At 63.5% G+C, this 14,704-nt stretch carries 12 protein-coding genes; 6 read left to right on the forward strand and 6 right to left on the reverse strand.

The window, feature by feature from the left end:
* Positions 1-338: 338 nt before the first annotated feature.
* The gene (locus QZ269_RS03520; RefSeq protein ID WP_291424366.1) at positions 339-791 is read right to left on the reverse strand and encodes a SufE family protein; all 453 of its coding nucleotides are present in this window, start codon (positions 789-791) and stop codon (positions 339-341) included.
* A gap of 148 nt (positions 792-939) precedes the next feature.
* On the opposite strand from QZ269_RS03520, the gene QZ269_RS03525 reads away from it, so the two are divergent.
* From QZ269_RS03525 to greA, 5 genes are all read left to right on the forward strand, one after another.
* Positions 940-1,800 (forward strand): sulfurtransferase, encoded by an 861-nt coding sequence (locus QZ269_RS03525; protein WP_291424368.1) that lies wholly within the window; start codon positions 940-942, stop codon positions 1,798-1,800.
* Positions 1,801-2,367: 567 nt separating this feature from the next.
* Positions 2,368-2,808: a hypothetical protein gene (locus QZ269_RS03530; protein WP_291424370.1), complete on the forward strand. Its 441-nt coding sequence runs from the start codon at positions 2,368-2,370 to the stop codon at positions 2,806-2,808.
* A gap of 274 nt (positions 2,809-3,082) precedes the next feature.
* Entirely contained in the window at positions 3,083-3,448 is a 366-nt protein-coding gene (locus tag QZ269_RS03535; RefSeq protein ID WP_291424372.1) for a phage holin family protein, read from the forward strand.
* A gap of 226 nt (positions 3,449-3,674) precedes the next feature.
* The gene (locus QZ269_RS03540) at positions 3,675-4,751 is read left to right on the forward strand and encodes a PilT/PilU family type 4a pilus ATPase (RefSeq protein ID WP_291424374.1); all 1,077 of its coding nucleotides are present in this window, start codon (positions 3,675-3,677) and stop codon (positions 4,749-4,751) included.
* Between the two features lie 111 nt (positions 4,752-4,862).
* Positions 4,863-5,333 carry a transcription elongation factor GreA gene (gene greA / locus QZ269_RS03545; RefSeq protein WP_291424376.1) on the forward strand — a complete coding sequence of 157 codons (471 nt, stop codon included), beginning with the start codon at positions 4,863-4,865 and terminating at the stop codon, positions 5,331-5,333.
* A gap of 180 nt (positions 5,334-5,513) precedes the next feature.
* Here the strand turns inward: greA and QZ269_RS03550 are convergent, their stop codons facing one another.
* The 3 genes from QZ269_RS03550 to QZ269_RS03560 all read right to left on the reverse strand — a co-directional run bounded on the left by QZ269_RS03550 (position 5,514) and on the right by QZ269_RS03560 (position 10,085).
* Positions 5,514-7,679, reverse strand: coding sequence for an ATP-binding domain-containing protein (locus QZ269_RS03550; protein ID WP_367272200.1), 2,166 nt, complete (start codon positions 7,677-7,679; stop codon positions 5,514-5,516).
* A 158-nt stretch (positions 7,680-7,837) separates the two neighbouring features.
* Positions 7,838-8,497, reverse strand: a complete 660-nt coding sequence (gene rdgB / locus QZ269_RS03555) for an RdgB/HAM1 family non-canonical purine NTP pyrophosphatase (RefSeq protein WP_291424378.1) — start codon at positions 8,495-8,497, stop codon at positions 7,838-7,840.
* A 127-nt stretch (positions 8,498-8,624) separates the two neighbouring features.
* Positions 8,625-10,085: a D-alanyl-D-alanine carboxypeptidase gene (locus tag QZ269_RS03560; protein WP_291424381.1), complete on the reverse strand. Its 1,461-nt coding sequence runs from the start codon at positions 10,083-10,085 to the stop codon at positions 8,625-8,627.
* A gap of 288 nt (positions 10,086-10,373) precedes the next feature.
* Between QZ269_RS03560 and QZ269_RS03565 the strand changes: the two genes are divergently transcribed.
* Positions 10,374-12,317 carry a S8 family serine peptidase gene (locus tag QZ269_RS03565; protein ID WP_291424383.1) on the forward strand — a complete coding sequence of 648 codons (1,944 nt, stop codon included), beginning with the start codon at positions 10,374-10,376 and terminating at the stop codon, positions 12,315-12,317.
* A 259-nt stretch (positions 12,318-12,576) separates the two neighbouring features.
* Here the strand turns inward: QZ269_RS03565 and queG are convergent, their stop codons facing one another.
* Positions 12,577-13,692, reverse strand: a complete 1,116-nt coding sequence (gene queG / locus QZ269_RS03570) for a tRNA epoxyqueuosine(34) reductase QueG (RefSeq protein ID WP_291424385.1) — start codon at positions 13,690-13,692, stop codon at positions 12,577-12,579.
* A gap of 103 nt (positions 13,693-13,795) precedes the next feature.
* A complete protein-coding gene (locus tag QZ269_RS03575; protein ID WP_291424387.1) occupies positions 13,796-14,701 on the reverse strand; it encodes an aldo/keto reductase in 906 nt (301 codons plus the stop codon).
* Positions 14,702-14,704 lie beyond the last annotated feature (3 nt).

Raw genomic sequence — 14,704 nt, forward strand, 5'->3', positions numbered from 1 at the left:
GCTAGGGTAAGCTGCGCGTTCCACCGTTAAAGCCTAAAACATTTCCCATGGTTAGGGCCTCAGACAGCCTCTCATCAACGCCTCTGTCAGTTTCACAACTCACCGCGTTGATCGCAACCTGAAGACCGTAATTTCAAAGCTGTCCGAACCACGGCCCATACCAGCTTCGCTTAGAGCATTGTGCAAAAAGATGGCGCTCTTTTGACCATCTTTTTGCCGAGTGGAACAAGTGAAAAAGAAAGAGCAGGACGTAGAATGAAGGGCGCGGCGGTGTTGTTCCGACCTGCCCCTCATTCGGAGAATGGCTCTAATTCTGGCGTAGTCGGGAACCGGTCTGCTTAGGCGCTGGCCTGCTCCTGAGACTGCACGTCGCGCTTGAGCCGCGCAAGAATGGCTCCCATTCCGCGCATCCGCATCGGGGTAATCAGTTCGCTAAGGCCCATCTCCATATAGAACTGGTCGGGCACGCTGAGGATCGTTTCGGGCGACTCGCCGTTCAGGGCATCGCGCAAAATGCCCGCGTAGCCGCGCACGGTGGGGGCCTCCTCAGGCACCTTGAAAAACATCTGCACGCCGCCCTGCTCGTCTCGCTCGGTTACCAGAAAAAACGGGCTGGTGCATTCGGGCACCGGCTGCATGAATTCGGGGTGCTCGGTGTATTTTGCGGGCAGGGCAGGCAGCCGCTTGCTGTAATCCAGCAGCGCTTGCAGACGCATGGTCTTGGGCACACTTTTGAACATACCCACGATGGTCTGAAGTTTTTCCGGCAGGGCGGGGGCTTCGGAAGTCATACGTCACTGTAACGCCGACCCACTGGCAGGCATAGTGAGGTCTGTCCAGTTGACCCCTTTTATCAACTATAGAGGCTGGCCTAGAATGCGGGCGTAACGTTCAAGCGTCACCACAGTAAGCAAGTGTCACCCCAAGGAGAAAAAGGCTATGGAATACGCAAAAGATGTACTGGTCAGCACTGATTGGGTCGCCCAGAACCTGGGCAAGCCCGGCGTAAAGCTCGTGGAAGTCGACGAAGATATTCTGCTGTACGAAACCGGCCACATTCCCGGCGCGGTTAAGCTCGACTGGCAGGGCGACCTGTGGCACCCGGTCGAGCGCGACTACATTCAGGAGGCGGGTGTGGCCGAGCTGCTGGGCAAACTGGGCATCAGCCCCAGTGACACCGTGGTGCTGTACGGCGACAAGAGCAACTGGTGGGCCAGCTACGCCTACTGGTTTCTCAGCTATAGCGGCGTAAAAAACCTCAAGATCATGAATGGGGGCCGCCAGAAGTGGACCGAGGAAAACCGCGAACTGACTACCGATGCCCCGCAGATCACGCCCACCATCTACCCTACCCCACAGCGCAACCATCACCTGCGGGCGCTGCGTGAGGAAGTGCGTGGCCACCTTGCGGGCGTGCAGGCCGGGCAAAACGCCCTAGTGGACGTTCGCAGCCCCGACGAATTTAGCGGCAAGGTGACTCACATGCCCAACTACCCGCAAGAAGGCGTCCTGCGCGGCGGCCACATTCCCGGCGCCCGTAACATTCCCTGGGCCAAAGCCACCAACGAGGACGGCACCTTCAAGACCGCCGACGAACTCAAGGCCCTGTACGGCGGCGAAGGCGTAACGCCCGACAAAGACGTGATCGCCTACTGCCGCATCGCCGAGCGCAGTTCTCATAGCTGGTTCGTGCTGCACGAGCTGCTGGGCTACCCCAGGGTCCGCAACTACGACGGCAGCTGGACCGAGTGGGGCAACGCCGTGGGCATGCCTATCGAAAAGACCTATAGCGAAAGCTGAACGCACAAGCAGCTTCTTGACCAGCGTGGGCGACAGCAGTAGCCCGCGCTTTTGTTGGCCTGCGCCGAAAGGCAGGAGAACACTTTTCACTAAAGCTATAGACGGCTTTGAAAGGTCCCAGGGAACCATCTTCAATGTTTACGGGCAGACGGGAGTACAGCAAACTACAGTCTCTCACGTGAGTAGCGGGCGAGTGTAGAACCGCTGAGAGGCGGGGTGTGTTCAGTACCGGACGATTTCGGCTGAAACGCAGGGAGGAGAGAAGCTGTGCTCAAGGCGTCGCCCGTCGCAGAAGAGATCGCCGCTCAGATTGAATCCAACACTGCCCGGTTCAACCAGCGCTCCGTATGACCCGGCACCTCCCTAGCAGACTTCTGGCTGAAAGTCTTCACGCGCACAGGTGAGCAGAAAGTAAGAGAAGGGAAATAGTCGCCGCTTTACCCTGGAGGCAGTCAGCAATCCTGGTCGCTGGCCTTCAGGTAAACAGGGCCTGTATGGGACATTTTTTACACTCGTCCCACCAGCTAGGGGAAGGTAACGGCAACCATTTATGGATAAGGTAACCCAATGACAATCGTAATCATCCTGCTTATCATCGTGGCGATAATCGCTGCTCTGCGGATGCGCCGCGTCGTGAGCGACCGGGCGGCAGAGACTTCACAAGATTTTCCGGTGGTCACCCCGCCCGGCACGCGCGACCTCGACGAGGAAACGGCGGCCCGTCCCGAAATCGATGCTATGGCCCTGGCCTCGGCACGGGCCACAGTGTCCCAGGAAGTGCCCGACGAGGTGCTTAAGGACGTGCTGCTCGACGCCACGCCCCAGCAGGCAGCCAGACTGTTTGCGGGTGTATCACACGAAGTTATGGCCGGAGCGATTGGAGAGCAGACCTCCGGGGTGCATATCCAGGGCCATGCCGGAGCCGATGACCTCGCCAAACTCGATAACCTGAGCAGCGCCGTGGACGATCTCGATTTCTGGAACTTCGGTGAAGACAAGCCCGCCTGAGCGCTGCGGAAACCTGCCAGCTGCACGCTAGACCAGTTCTCCGAATGATGGGCACGTCGGCAAAATACCGCCGCCCCCTTCATTCTCCGTCCTGCTCTTTCTTGTTCACTCGCTCCACTCGGCAACAAGATGGTCAAAAGAGCACCATCTTTTTGCACAATGCTCTAAGTGACTGCCCGGTACAGTTGCGCCGCAGAGCGGATTCGCGCGCTTTCTCTGGATACGTGCAACTAGAACCGGGAAGTACAGAGCACCAAACGATTATTCTCTGAACATGGGATTTCTTCTTCGGCTCGCCATCAATGCGCTGGCACTTTATCTGCTGACCCGTGTGTACGGCGGCGTGTGGTTCGATCCTGGAAGTACGGCCAGCAACGTCGTGCTGGCGGCGCTGGTCATGGGCATCGTGAACGCGCTGATTCGCCCGGTGCTGCTGCTGCTTTCCCTGCCGATCAACCTGCTGACCCTGGGGCTGTTTACCCTGGTCGTCAATGCGGTGGTGCTGGAACTGGTCGCCGCACTGACCCGGCTTAACGTGGCGGGCTTCGGGGGCGCTTTCGTGGGGGCCATCGTACTGACGGTCATTTCCTGGCTCCTCGACTCGCTGGTCGGCGCACTAGGACTGGACAGACGCCAGTGACACCTCTTACGCAGGCAAGTCAAGGGGCCGAACGAAGTCACTTTCCCCAGGTATTGACTGACCCGGTAACGTTGTCCTACGCACCGGCTAAGCGCGCCGTGATCGGGTTCGTGCCAGTCAGGGGGTATCTACACGGGGGCCACGCCAGCTACCCGCGTGATCTGAAACGTCAGGCGCAGCTGGCCGCCATGCCACTGGGACCAAGACACCCGGCGGGAGCGACACGGTGACCTTCGACGAACTGCTGCACGAAATGGTCGCCAGGCGCGTATCGGATGTTCACCTGCAAGCCGGAAGCCCGCCGATGGGCCGGATCGACGGCCTGCTGGTGCCCTTTGGCGAGCAGCCGCTGAAGCCCGCCGATACCCTGGCGCTGGCGCTGGCCCTGCTGAGCGCAGATGAGCGCGAGGATTTCGAGTACCGCAACGAACTGGATACTGCCTACAGCCTGCCGGGGCTGGGGCGTTTCCGCTGCAACATCTTCCGGCAGCGCGGCGCGGTGGGCATCGTGATGCGGGTGGTCACCGACGCCATTCCCAGTTTCGAGGCGCTGGGACTGCCCGCCGAGGTTATGACCGAATTCGCGGGCAAGACACGCGGCCTGGTTCTGATTACCGGACCGACGGGCAGCGGCAAAAGCACCAGCGTGGCCAGTCTGATCGACTACATCAACCGCCACTTGGCGGGCAACATCATCACCATCGAAGACCCTATCGAAATTCTGCACAAAAACAAGAAAAGTATCGTGGTGCAGCGGGAAGTCGGCAACGACACCAAGGACTTTCGCACGGCCCTGAAATACGCCATGCGCCAGGACCCCGACGTGATCATGATCGGCGAGATGCGCGACAAAGAAACCGTTGAGGCGGCCCTGAGTGCGGCGCAGACCGGGCATCTGGTCATCAGCACGCTGCACACCCAGGACGCTGTGCGGAGCGTCAACCGCATCATCGACTTCTTTGCCCCCTACGAACGCGAGCAGATTCGTAAACTGCTGGCCGAGTCGCTCAGCGGTATCGTCAGTCAGCGTCTACTGCCCCGCGCCGACGGCCTGGGCCGCGTGCTGGGCACCGAGGTGCTGCTTAATACGCCGCTGGTGCAGGATTACATTAGGGATGAGGACAAGACGCCGCTCATTAAAGACGCTCTGCTCGAAGACAATATTCGAGGGATGCACACCTTCGATCAGTACCTTGTCAAGCTGTATTCCGAGGGGCTGATTACGCTGGACGCGGCTCTGGAAGCGGCCACCAGTCCCCACGAGGTCAGGCTACTGGTGACCCGAAGCAACGAACGCTACTGAGGTCCGGTGCGCGGCAGGCAAGCGGGCGGCTTCTTGCAGGGAGGCTAAAACCGAGTTCCGTTCATCCGAGTTGCCGGACAGCATCAGCCAAAAGCCTTATAATCGGAAGCTATGACCAAAGAACGCATTCCCATGACCCAGCGCGGCTACGACAAGTTGCAGGAAACGCTGCGACACCTCAAGACCACGCGGCGGGAACAGATCAGCGAATACATGGGTTCGGCCATTGCCGACGGCGACCTGCGTGAAAGTGCCGCCTATGACGAAGCCCGCATGCAGCAGAGTGAAAACGAAAGCCGCATCGTGCAGATCGAGCACCAGCTCGAAAATGCCCAGATCATTCCCGAGGACGCCACCGGCGCGATTGGTCTGGGGGCTAAAGTGGTGGTGAGAGACGAAAAAGGCAAGGACCGCCAGTTTGAGCTGGTCGGCACCTACGAGGTCGATGTGCTCAAAGGCAAGGTCAGCGACGCCAGCCCCATCGGCAAGGCCCTCGGAGGCAAGCGGGCCGGTGACACCCTGGAATTGCAGGGAGCCAAAGGCGCAACCACCAAATTTACGGTCGTCAGCGTCGAGTACTGAAGTCCAGCACGTCAAGGGAAAACGCCCAACCGTATCTGGCTGGGCGTTTTTCCATTGCTTTATGCTCATACGAACTGCGCTCAAGCAGGTCCGTTTTGCCCAAGACAGCGGTCAGGCCCCTTTCTGGGTGCCGCTCTGCCCAAGAGGGCACCGCCTGCGGCGCAGCTCTCCGAGTCCGTATCATTCGCGCACCAGCGGGTGCAGCTCGCCTGCGCTGGTCAGGGCCAGCCAGTGCAGAGCGCGGCTGGCCGACACGTACAGCAATCGGCGCTCGTACTCGGTGCTGTCGTCATAGGTCTGCTCGTTACACTGAGCGACGATCGCGGCGCTGAATTCCAGCCCCTTGGCGAGGTTGACTGGCAAAATAACCAGCCCGCCCTTGTAGCGGTGTTCCTGCGTAGTGATCGGCTGCGCATCGGTGTCGTAGTCGTGCAGCTCTTCGCTAAGACGCTCAGCATCGGCCCCGCGCCGGGTCACAATGGCGATGTTGGTGTGCCCGGCGGCGCGGGCATCCTTAACCGCCTGGGCAATCAGCGGAAGCTCGTTTTCTCCGCCGCTGTACCGCTGCACCTCGGCCCCGTCACGGTCTACGCCGCGCACGTCGGCGGCCCGGTTGTAGGTGCTGGCAATTCGTGCCCCCAGTTGCGTGATCTGGCGGGTGCTGCGGAAGGTGCGCGAGAGAGTTAGCACTTTGGCCCCTGGCAGCTGCGCCTGCACCGCTTCCCAGCTGCTCGGCCCCTTGTAGCCGTGCATCCCCTGGTTCAGGTCGCCCAGCGCAGTGATGTGGCCGGGGCGCGTGGCCCGCCCCAGGAGCGCGTACAGGAGCGGCGAGTAGTCCTGCGCCTCATCGAGCACTACATGGTCGAACAGTTCCAGGCTGCGTCCGTCTTGCCGCCCGATGCCGCCCGTGAAGGCCTGCACCGCCAGCATCAGCGGCAACTCGGTCACATCGGCGTGGGCGCGGCGCGGGGCCGGAACGCCCGAGAGCGGGTCGGTGAGCAGCAGCTTGATTTCCTTGTCGGTCAGCAGGCCGCTGGCACGCAGCGCGTCGGGGTCGCCCAGCAGGCGGCGGGTTTCAGTAACGGGCGTGGTCGAGGCGAAAATCTTGCCCAGCAGCGCCGTGAATGGGGCCGCCAGCTGACGGCGCACACTGAGTTCCTCGCCCTCCGGCACGTTGACCTGGGCCAGCGCGGCGTCATCGAGCAGCTTGCGGAAGCCTGCGCGGTAGCCTTCTTGCGGGTCGGCGGCAAACACGTCGCGCAGAAGGCCCCCCAGGTCGGCCTGACTGAACGTGACCAGCTTCGGCTCCCGGCCCCGCAACTCGACCGGTTCGCTAAAGCTCTGGCCCGTCAGCGCGTGGTTGAACTTGTTCCAGAGGTGGTTACGCACCACGTCGAGCATCCGGGCGTCGCCTAGCAGCTTGGCCCGCCGCCACGCCAGCGCCCGGCGGGTGTTGTCGGTGTCGGTCAGCAGCAGTGTCAGCGTGCGGTCGGTGACTTCCAGTTTTTCCAGCCCCAGCAGCCCGGTGATCCAGCTTTCAGGGGTGGTCACGTTGACGCCCTGCAACTCCAGTTCAGGCAAAATGCGGGCCGCGTAAGCCGCCAGCACCTTGTTGGGCATCAGCACCATGCACTTTTCGGGCGCGGCGGTGTGCACGCCACGGTCACGGCTGGTCATCCAGGCGAGGCGGTGAAATCCGATAGTGGTTTTCCCCGACCCGGCGGCCCCCTGAATAATCACCGGGGTTCCGGCAGGCCAGCGCATCGCCTCGTTCTGCTCGGGCTGCAAAGTTTCGACCACGTCACGCATTCCGGCGGTCGACTGTTCTTCGAGTCGCCGAATAAGCACTTCTTCGCGCCCGCCGGTATCGCCGCCCTGTTCGTCGTCGTACAGGTCGGTCACGCGCAGCAGGTGCTTGTGCGCCACGTCGAGTTGCCGCCGCCGCCGAATGACACCCTGCCCGCCGCGCCGGGGAGTCCAGCCCAGCGTGTCGGAATAGAACAGGCTGCCCACTTCCGATTCCCAGCCCACCACGCTATGCCCGCCTTTGGTGTCCAGGAACGCGTGCTTGCCGATATAGAGGGTCTGCTCACGCCCACCTACGCGCACCGTAAGGCTGCCGAAATACGGCTGATGCACATGCACGCTGAGCATGGCCGCGTGTTCCTCGGAAGTGTCGGCCATCGTGACCGACGTTTCGAGGTCGGCCCCGGCGTTCTTGTCGCGGTCTTCCCAGAACTCGATCTGGCGAATCATGGCCGCTACCGTCGCATTCAGATGCTCGGTTTCGTGTTCAAAATCAGGGTGCAGAGCTTGAATCTGGGGGCGCGGTTTAACAGCAGACATAACGAACAGGATACCCGAAGTCGGCAGCGCAGGTGGCTGGAAGCCGGGAAATGACGGCCCCAGCGTCAAGCTTTCCTAGGGCCGGGCGTTTAGCCAACACGCGGCCTGCTCGGGGTCGGCAAGTCTGGTGACTTCGTGCTGCGTCCTGCCCTACCCGCTTATTCGAGGCGGCTGCCTGCCCCGCCAACCGGATAATTGCGCCGGGCGGCCCCGCTCTGGTGGGCGGCCAGCAGCGCGGCCAGCGCCTTGCCCCGGTGACTAAGCGCCTGCTTTTGCTCGGTCGTCATCTCGGCCATGCTCAGCGGTTCATGGCCCGGTGCCTGACCGTCGGGCAAGAACAGCGGATCGTAGCCGAAGCCGCCCTCGCCGCGTGGCCCTTCCAGAATTACGCCGGGCACCTCGCCACGGTATTCCTCGACCACGCCGTCGGGGTACGCCAGCACGACCACCGAGACGAATTTAGCGCGGCGATCCGGGCGGTTACGCAGCCGCTCCAGCAGGTACAGGTTGCGCTCCAGGTCGCTGGCGCGGTTGCCGAAGTGGGCCGAGTACACGCCGGGTTCGCCGTTCAGGGCGGCCACTTCCAGGCCGGAATCGTCGGCCAGGGCAGGCAGACCGGTCGCCAGCGCCAGCGAACAGGCTTTGAGAGCGGCATTTTCCTCGTAGGTCGCGCCAGTTTCCTCGGGCATCGGCAGGTTTCCAATAGCCTCGAGCTGCCAGCCCAGGCCCTGCAGGGCGGCCTCAATCTCGCGCACCTTGCCCGCATTCGCGGTCGCCACCACGACCCGCCCCCCGAAACTCCGCTGTCCGTTATTCACGTCTACAGTCTAGGCCAGCCGGGGTCAGCGGCGCGTGAGCGATGCCACACCCGACTTAAAGCACTGCTCTAAAGAGAGGCCCGACTCGTACGGATTGCTGTCTGGTTGGGCAACCCGTTGCGCCAGTTCAGTGCGCCGCAGCCATCGCCCGCACCATCCGGTCTTGCACTGCCCGCAGCGCCAACAGGTCTACTGTCTCGGGGCCGTTCATGATGATGGCGAAGGTCAGTAGGCGGCCACTTTTGGCCCGCTCATAGCCCGCCAGACTGCTCACGCCGGGCAGCGTGCCGGTCTTGGCCCGCACGTCCAGCCCACTGCCTACCAGCCGCAGGGCCATGGTGCCGCCGCGCCCGCCGTGTTCGGGCAGATTCTCGCCGGTTCCGGCCAGCGGCAGCGCCTCAACAAACGCGTTCTGGTGGTCGTGGTACAGCTGGTCGGGCAGGCCACTTTTTCCCAACGGATACGGCAGGTCGTACATCACCTTCATCAGGTCGGTCAGGGCGCGGGGTGTCAGGCGGTTTTCACGGCCCAGCCCGCTGCCGTCGGTCAGCCGCAGGCCAGTGACATTCACGCCCAGCTTACGCAATAGCTTGAGCTCGTGGGCCGCCGCGCCTTTAAGGGTGCCGTCGCCGCCGGGCCGCACCGCCAGGGTCGCCAGCAGACTCTCGGCCTGGGCATTATTGCTGGGCCGCAGGGTCGACCAGACATAAGGCACGACCCCGGTACCCCGCACGCTGGCGACGGCCTGTTCGGGGCGTCGCCCAGGCGGAATTAACCGCGCAGGCGGCAACACTTTGCCGTCCTTGTCCTTGACCACTGGGGGCTTGTACCGGACATAAGCGGGCGCAGGTTGCAGTGCAGGCGAGGCCACCCGAATTCCGGCGCGGCCCAGTTCGGCGGCCAGCGCCGCGCCCAGAAGCTGCCGGGCCACCTCAACCGACGGGGGCGGCAGCGTATCCCAGTCGCGCAGGCGCACGGCAAGCATCGGGGCGGCGTAATCCGTTTTCATAAAAGTCGCGCCATTGAGCCGCGTTTCGTCTAGGCGCAGTTGTCTAACCTGCCGAACGCCGTGCGCGTAAGCCTGCCGCGCCAGTTCACGCAGACTGTCCGGGCCGTCCGAGACGGTTAAAAGCGGGTCGGCACTGCCGCGCAGGGTCAGCGAGGTCACGCTGGCCTTTCCAACTTCGGTAGCGGGCACAGTCAGCTCGGTACTCCACCAGCCCCGCGCCCCCTGACGGCTCAGCAGCACGGCGGCCCCGGTCACGGTTTTAAGGGAACTGGCCGGAATAAGTGGCAGGTCGGCATTGGAAGATTCGAGCACCTTTCCGTCGCTAGCATTCCGCACCAGCACGGCGTACTTGACTCCGGCAGGTAGACCCCGCAGCGCCGCAACCACCCCCGGCACCAGTGGTTTTTCGGGTTTCAGAGTCACTTCACCAGGCACGGTCTGGGCATTGGCAGCCTCTTTTTTGGTCTGGGCCGGGAGCGCAGTGGCTGGAAGGGCAGTAGCCAGAGCCGCCGCCGGAGCCGTAGTCCGACTGAGTGAACTGTTCCCGAGAAGCAGGGCAAGGAGCAGGGCGCGGCGCATCAGGGCAGGATACGGCACAGGCGCTTAAAGTGCCTGAGAGTAAGCGGCTGAGAGTGAGTGCCCGTCCGGAAATTGTCCGTATACCCAGCTGCGAGGCGATGATTGCGCCGTCGCCCCGAGCACACTTGCAAAGCTACGGAGCAAGGCGAGTTTGGGCGCTTTTCCCAGACCCGCGTCACTGTAGCCAGGAGCTACTGACTGGCGAACTGACCTGAGACTGACCCGTTATCAAGAAGTCCTCATGCTGCGTTCAGGGGGCGTCAAGTGGCTCCAGTTAGGCTGAGCACCATGAAGAAAAAAGCCGGAATTCTGACTGCGCTCGGTGTGGTCCTGGCCCTGGGCAGTGTGTCCCAGGCCAGTGCGGGGACCCTTTCGCCGTCCCTGCTGCAACGGGCCAAAGCAGGCGACCAGACCCAGGTCGGCGTGATTGTCCGTTTTAATGTCGCCAACACCACGCAGGGCCGCGCCCTGTACAAGAACCTTCGCTCCCAGCTCGCTGCCCGGCTGGCCGCCCTCGGCCCATCGGCGGGCTTCCTGAACTCGGCGCTCAAGTCGGGCGCGGCCACTCAGCTCTGGCTCGACGAGAGTATCTACCTGCCCATGACGCCAGTGCAGGCCCGCGCCCTGTCACTGCTGCCGTTCGTGTCGGAAGTCTTCGAGAACTTCAAAGTTCAGATTCCCAAAGCAGCCGCCCTGAGCGCCGCTTCGGCCCCCGCCGGAACACCGTGGCACCTCGAAAAAATCGGTGCGCCGCAGGCCTGGGCCGCCGGATTCCGGGGACAGGGCGTCCGTATCGGGCACCTTGACAGCGGGATCGACGCCAGTCATCCAGACCTCGCAGGCAAAGTCGTCGCGTTTCAGGAATTCGGGAGCGACGGCGACCGCGTCAACAGCCAGGCCCACGACACCACTGACCACGGCACGCACACCGCTGGCCTGATGGTCGGCAGCAAAACCGGGGTGGCCCCCGACGCCAAGATCATCAGTGCACTGGTGCTGCCGGGCAACGAGGGAACCTTCGCGCAGGTGATCGCCGGAATGCAGTACGTGCTAGACCCCGACAACAATGCCGATACCAACGACGGCGCGAACTTGGTCAACATGAGCCTGGGGATTCCAGGCACCTACGACGAGTTCATCGTGCCCGTGCAGAACATGCTTAAAGCAGGTGTGGTGCCAGTGTTCGCCATCGGGAATTTCGGCCCCAGCAGCAGCAGCACTGGCAGCCCCGGCAACCTACCCGACGCGATTGGGGTCGGCGCAGTCGACCAGAACGGAAACGTCGCCAGTTTCAGCAGCCGTGGCCCGGTGGCCTGGCAGGGCAAGATCAACGGCGTGTTCATCAAGCCGGATGTAGCGGCGCCCGGCGTGGAAATCACCAGCACCTTTCCCGGCGGAAAATACGGCGCCCTTAGCGGCAGCTCGCAGGCCAGTCCGATCACTGCGGGGGCCGTAGCGGTCATGCTTTCGGCCAGACCCGGCACCAGCGTGGACACGGTCAAGAATGCGCTTTACGCCAGCGCCAGCAACGCGGGCAGCAAAAATAACAATGTCGGCTACGGTCTGATTAGCCTGCCCGGTGCGCTGAGTAAACTGGGAGCCAGCACTAGCGCCCCCGCGCCCACCCCAGCCCCGGCCCCAGCACCGGCCCCAGCACCGGCCCCAGCCCCAGTCCCAACTCCGGCCCCTGCGCCTTCCCCTGCGCCCGCACCGGTACCAGCCCCAGCACCGGCACCTGTGCCAACCCCTGTTCCAGCGGCCCAGCCCACTGCACCAGCGGGCTATACCCTCTGCGCTCCCGAGGGCGGTATTTGCACCAACGTCGCCAACAAGCAGGTGGCTTTCGGCACCGCCGGGTCGTACGTGTTCGGCGTCAACGACGCCTCGCCCACTTTCCAGTGCACCGTCAGCGAGTGGGGCCGTGACCCCGCACCAGGCCGTGCCAAAGGCTGCTTCGTCAAGTCTTCCGGCACAGCTACTCCGGCTGCGGCCCCAGCTTCACCCCCCTCACCCGCACCCACGGCGCAGCCCACTGCCCCCGCTGGCTATGTCCAGTGCGCTCCGCAGGGCGGCACCTGCACCAATGTCGCCAACAAGCAGGTGGCTTTCGGCGCAGCTGGTCTGTACGTGTTCGGCATCAACGATTCCTCGCCCAACTTCCAGTGCACCGTGCAGGAGTGGGGCCGTGATCCCGCACCGGGCCGCGTCAAAGCCTGCTTCGTCAAGAACTGAACTTGACGCCAGTCCTTTCCCCCCCTTCCATCACCAGGAGGGGGGTTATACGCATTCCGCTCCATTCTGGCTCAGGCGGGAAGCGGTCAGGCCCCATTCTGGGTGCCGTTTTGATCAAGACAGCGGTCACGCCCCATCCTGGGTGCCGTTTTGCCCAGGAAGGCACCGCCTGTACGGTCATGCCAAGAAACCCGTAGTGTTCCTTCTCGCCTCCGCTCGGATTGAATCTGAAACTGCCCGGTTCAATCGGCAGTCCGTATTAGCCACCAGACCAAAGCCGCGCCGCCCTGCCCCTCACCAGCTCGTGCGGGTCGTTCAGCAGCGTCTCCAGGTGACCCAGTTCGTTCCACTGGCCCAGCGCCCAGGCCGACGCCTCGCGTACTTCCCAGGCGGGGTCGGCCCGTCCGGCCAGCAGGAGCGGCCAGCCCTGGGGGTCGCGGGTGTTGCCCAGCACCGTCAGAGCGTTGCGGGCCATTCCCTTGCGGCGCGGACGCAAAAACGCCGTGCCCGCGAAACGGCGCTCGAATTCGCGCTCGCTGATACCAAAAAACTGGGTCAGGTCTGGATAGGCCAGCTCTGGCAGGGGCCGCAGCGTCCGCGCCAGCGGGCCAGCCTTGAGCGTCCAGGGGCACACCGCGCTGCACACGTCGCATCCAAAGAGCCAGTCGCCGATGCCAGGCCGGAACTCGTCGGGCACTGGCCCCCGGTGCTCGATGGTCAGGTAAGACACGCAGCGCCGCGCGTCGATGGCGCGGTCTGGCCCGATGGCCGCCGTAGGGCACGCCTGCACGCAGCGGGTACACCGTCCGCAGCGGTCCGGGTGGGGAGCGGTTACGCCCTCCAGTGGCAGATCGGTCAGCACAACCGCCAGAGTCATGAAGGCCCCGTACTCGGTACTGACGAGCATCCCCGACTTGCCCCGCCAGCCCATAAAGGCCCCCGCCGCAAACAGGCGTTCCATGACTGGGCCGTGATCGACATAACCTTTGGCGCGGTAGCCCAGGGCCGCTGCTCCGTGTTCCAGGCGCGTCAGCACCGGCTGAAGCTGGTCGTGGTAATCCGGCGTCCAGGCGTAGCGGGCCACCTGCCCGACCCGCACACCGCCCGTGGGCCTCGGCAGCGGCCCGAAAGCGTGCGAAAGCCCCAGCACCAGCACGCTCAACGCTCCTTCCAGCCGGGTCTGTGGCTCAGCCCGTGCAGGCAGCTGGCGTTCCAGATAGCTCATGCCCGCGTGCCGCCCCGCCGCCAGCCACCCGGCGTATTGCGCCACGCTCCCGGCAGGCACCCGCGCCGGAGCCCAGCCGACCACGTCTGCGCCCAGCTTCAGGGCAAGTTCGGCCAGCAGATCGGGGGCCAGTGGATTGGGGGCAGCCATACAGCGGCCAGTATGCAAGGTTCAGGCCGCCATTTTGTGACACGCCAACAATACGCAGGGGGGAAAGGAGCCATCTTTCCTTCCCCCCCCTGCTCCGTACTACTCAGCTCTCGGGAGCGCTGGTCTTGGCCCACTCTGCCTGGCCTACCGCGTCGAGCGCCTGGAACTCCTCGTCACTGAGCTGTAGGTCGGCGGCAGCCACATTTTCCTCCAAATGCCTGACCTTGCTGGTTCCCGGAATGGGCAGCATCACCGGACTGCGCCGGAGAATCCAGGCCAGCGCCACCTGTGACGGGGTGGCTTCCAGGCGCCGGGCCAGGTCGCTTAGCACGCTGCCGTCGCGGGCCAGACTGCCCGAGGCGAGCGGAAACCAGGGCATAAAGCCGATGTTCTCGCGGGCGCAGTAGTCCAGTACAGCTTCGCTCTTGCGGTTAACCAGGTTGTACAGGTTCTGAACGGTCGCCACCGGAAACACTTTGCGGGCCGCTTCGATTTCTTCGACGCTCACTTCCGAAAGCCCCGCGAAACGGATTACGCCGTCGTCGATCAAGGTTCTGATGGCTCCGAACTGCTCGTCGGCGGGCACGGCCTTGTCGATGCGGTGCAGCTGCCACAGGTCGATCTGCTCGACTCCCAGGCGGCGGCGGCTGAGGTGCGCCTGCTGAATCAGGTACTCCGGGCGGCCACAAGGCGGCCACACGTTTGGCCCGGTGCGGGTCAGGCCGCCCTTGGTCGCCACGATCACCTGATCGTAGGGGTGCAGCGCCTGCCGAATCAGTTCCTCGCTGACGGTAGGGCCGTAGCTGTCGGCAGTATCAATGAAATTTACGCCCAGTTCCGGCAGGCGGCGCAGCGTCTCCAGCGCACCGGAAACGTCGTTTGGCTCGCCCCACACCCCGTCACCGGTAATTCTCATTGCGCCGAAGCCCAGGCGGTTGACGCTCAGTTCCCCGCCCAATTTGAAGGTGCCGCTGTGGGCCGCATTCGGTCTTTTGTCTTGTTCATTCATACT

This window comes from Deinococcus sp., assembly GCF_018260405.1.
GTDB lineage: Bacteria > Deinococcota > Deinococci > Deinococcales > Deinococcaceae > Deinococcus.

Bases quoted from the DNA above. Each gene is read 5' to 3' on its own strand.
- QZ269_RS03575 (WP_291424387.1), bottom strand. From the start codon at position 14,701: ATGAATGAACAAGACAAAAGACCGAATGCGGCCCACAGCGGCACCTTC.
- QZ269_RS03530 (WP_291424370.1), top strand. From the start codon at position 2,368: ATGACAATCGTAATCATCCTGCTTATCATCGTGGCGATAATCGCTGCT.
- queG (WP_291424385.1), bottom strand. From the start codon at position 13,692: ATGGCTGCCCCCAATCCACTGGCCCCCGATCTGCTGGCCGAACTTGCC.
- greA (WP_291424376.1), top strand. From the start codon at position 4,863: ATGACCAAAGAACGCATTCCCATGACCCAGCGCGGCTACGACAAGTTG.
- QZ269_RS03560 (WP_291424381.1), bottom strand. From the start codon at position 10,085: ATGCGCCGCGCCCTGCTCCTTGCCCTGCTTCTCGGGAACAGTTCACTC.
- QZ269_RS03525 (WP_291424368.1), top strand. From the start codon at position 940: ATGGAATACGCAAAAGATGTACTGGTCAGCACTGATTGGGTCGCCCAG.
- QZ269_RS03520 (WP_291424366.1), bottom strand. From the start codon at position 791: ATGACTTCCGAAGCCCCCGCCCTGCCGGAAAAACTTCAGACCATCGTG.
- QZ269_RS03535 (WP_291424372.1), top strand. From the start codon at position 3,083: ATGGGATTTCTTCTTCGGCTCGCCATCAATGCGCTGGCACTTTATCTG.
- QZ269_RS03550 (WP_367272200.1), bottom strand. From the start codon at position 7,679: ATGTCTGCTGTTAAACCGCGCCCCCAGATTCAAGCTCTGCACCCTGAT.
- QZ269_RS03565 (WP_291424383.1), top strand. From the start codon at position 10,374: ATGAAGAAAAAAGCCGGAATTCTGACTGCGCTCGGTGTGGTCCTGGCC.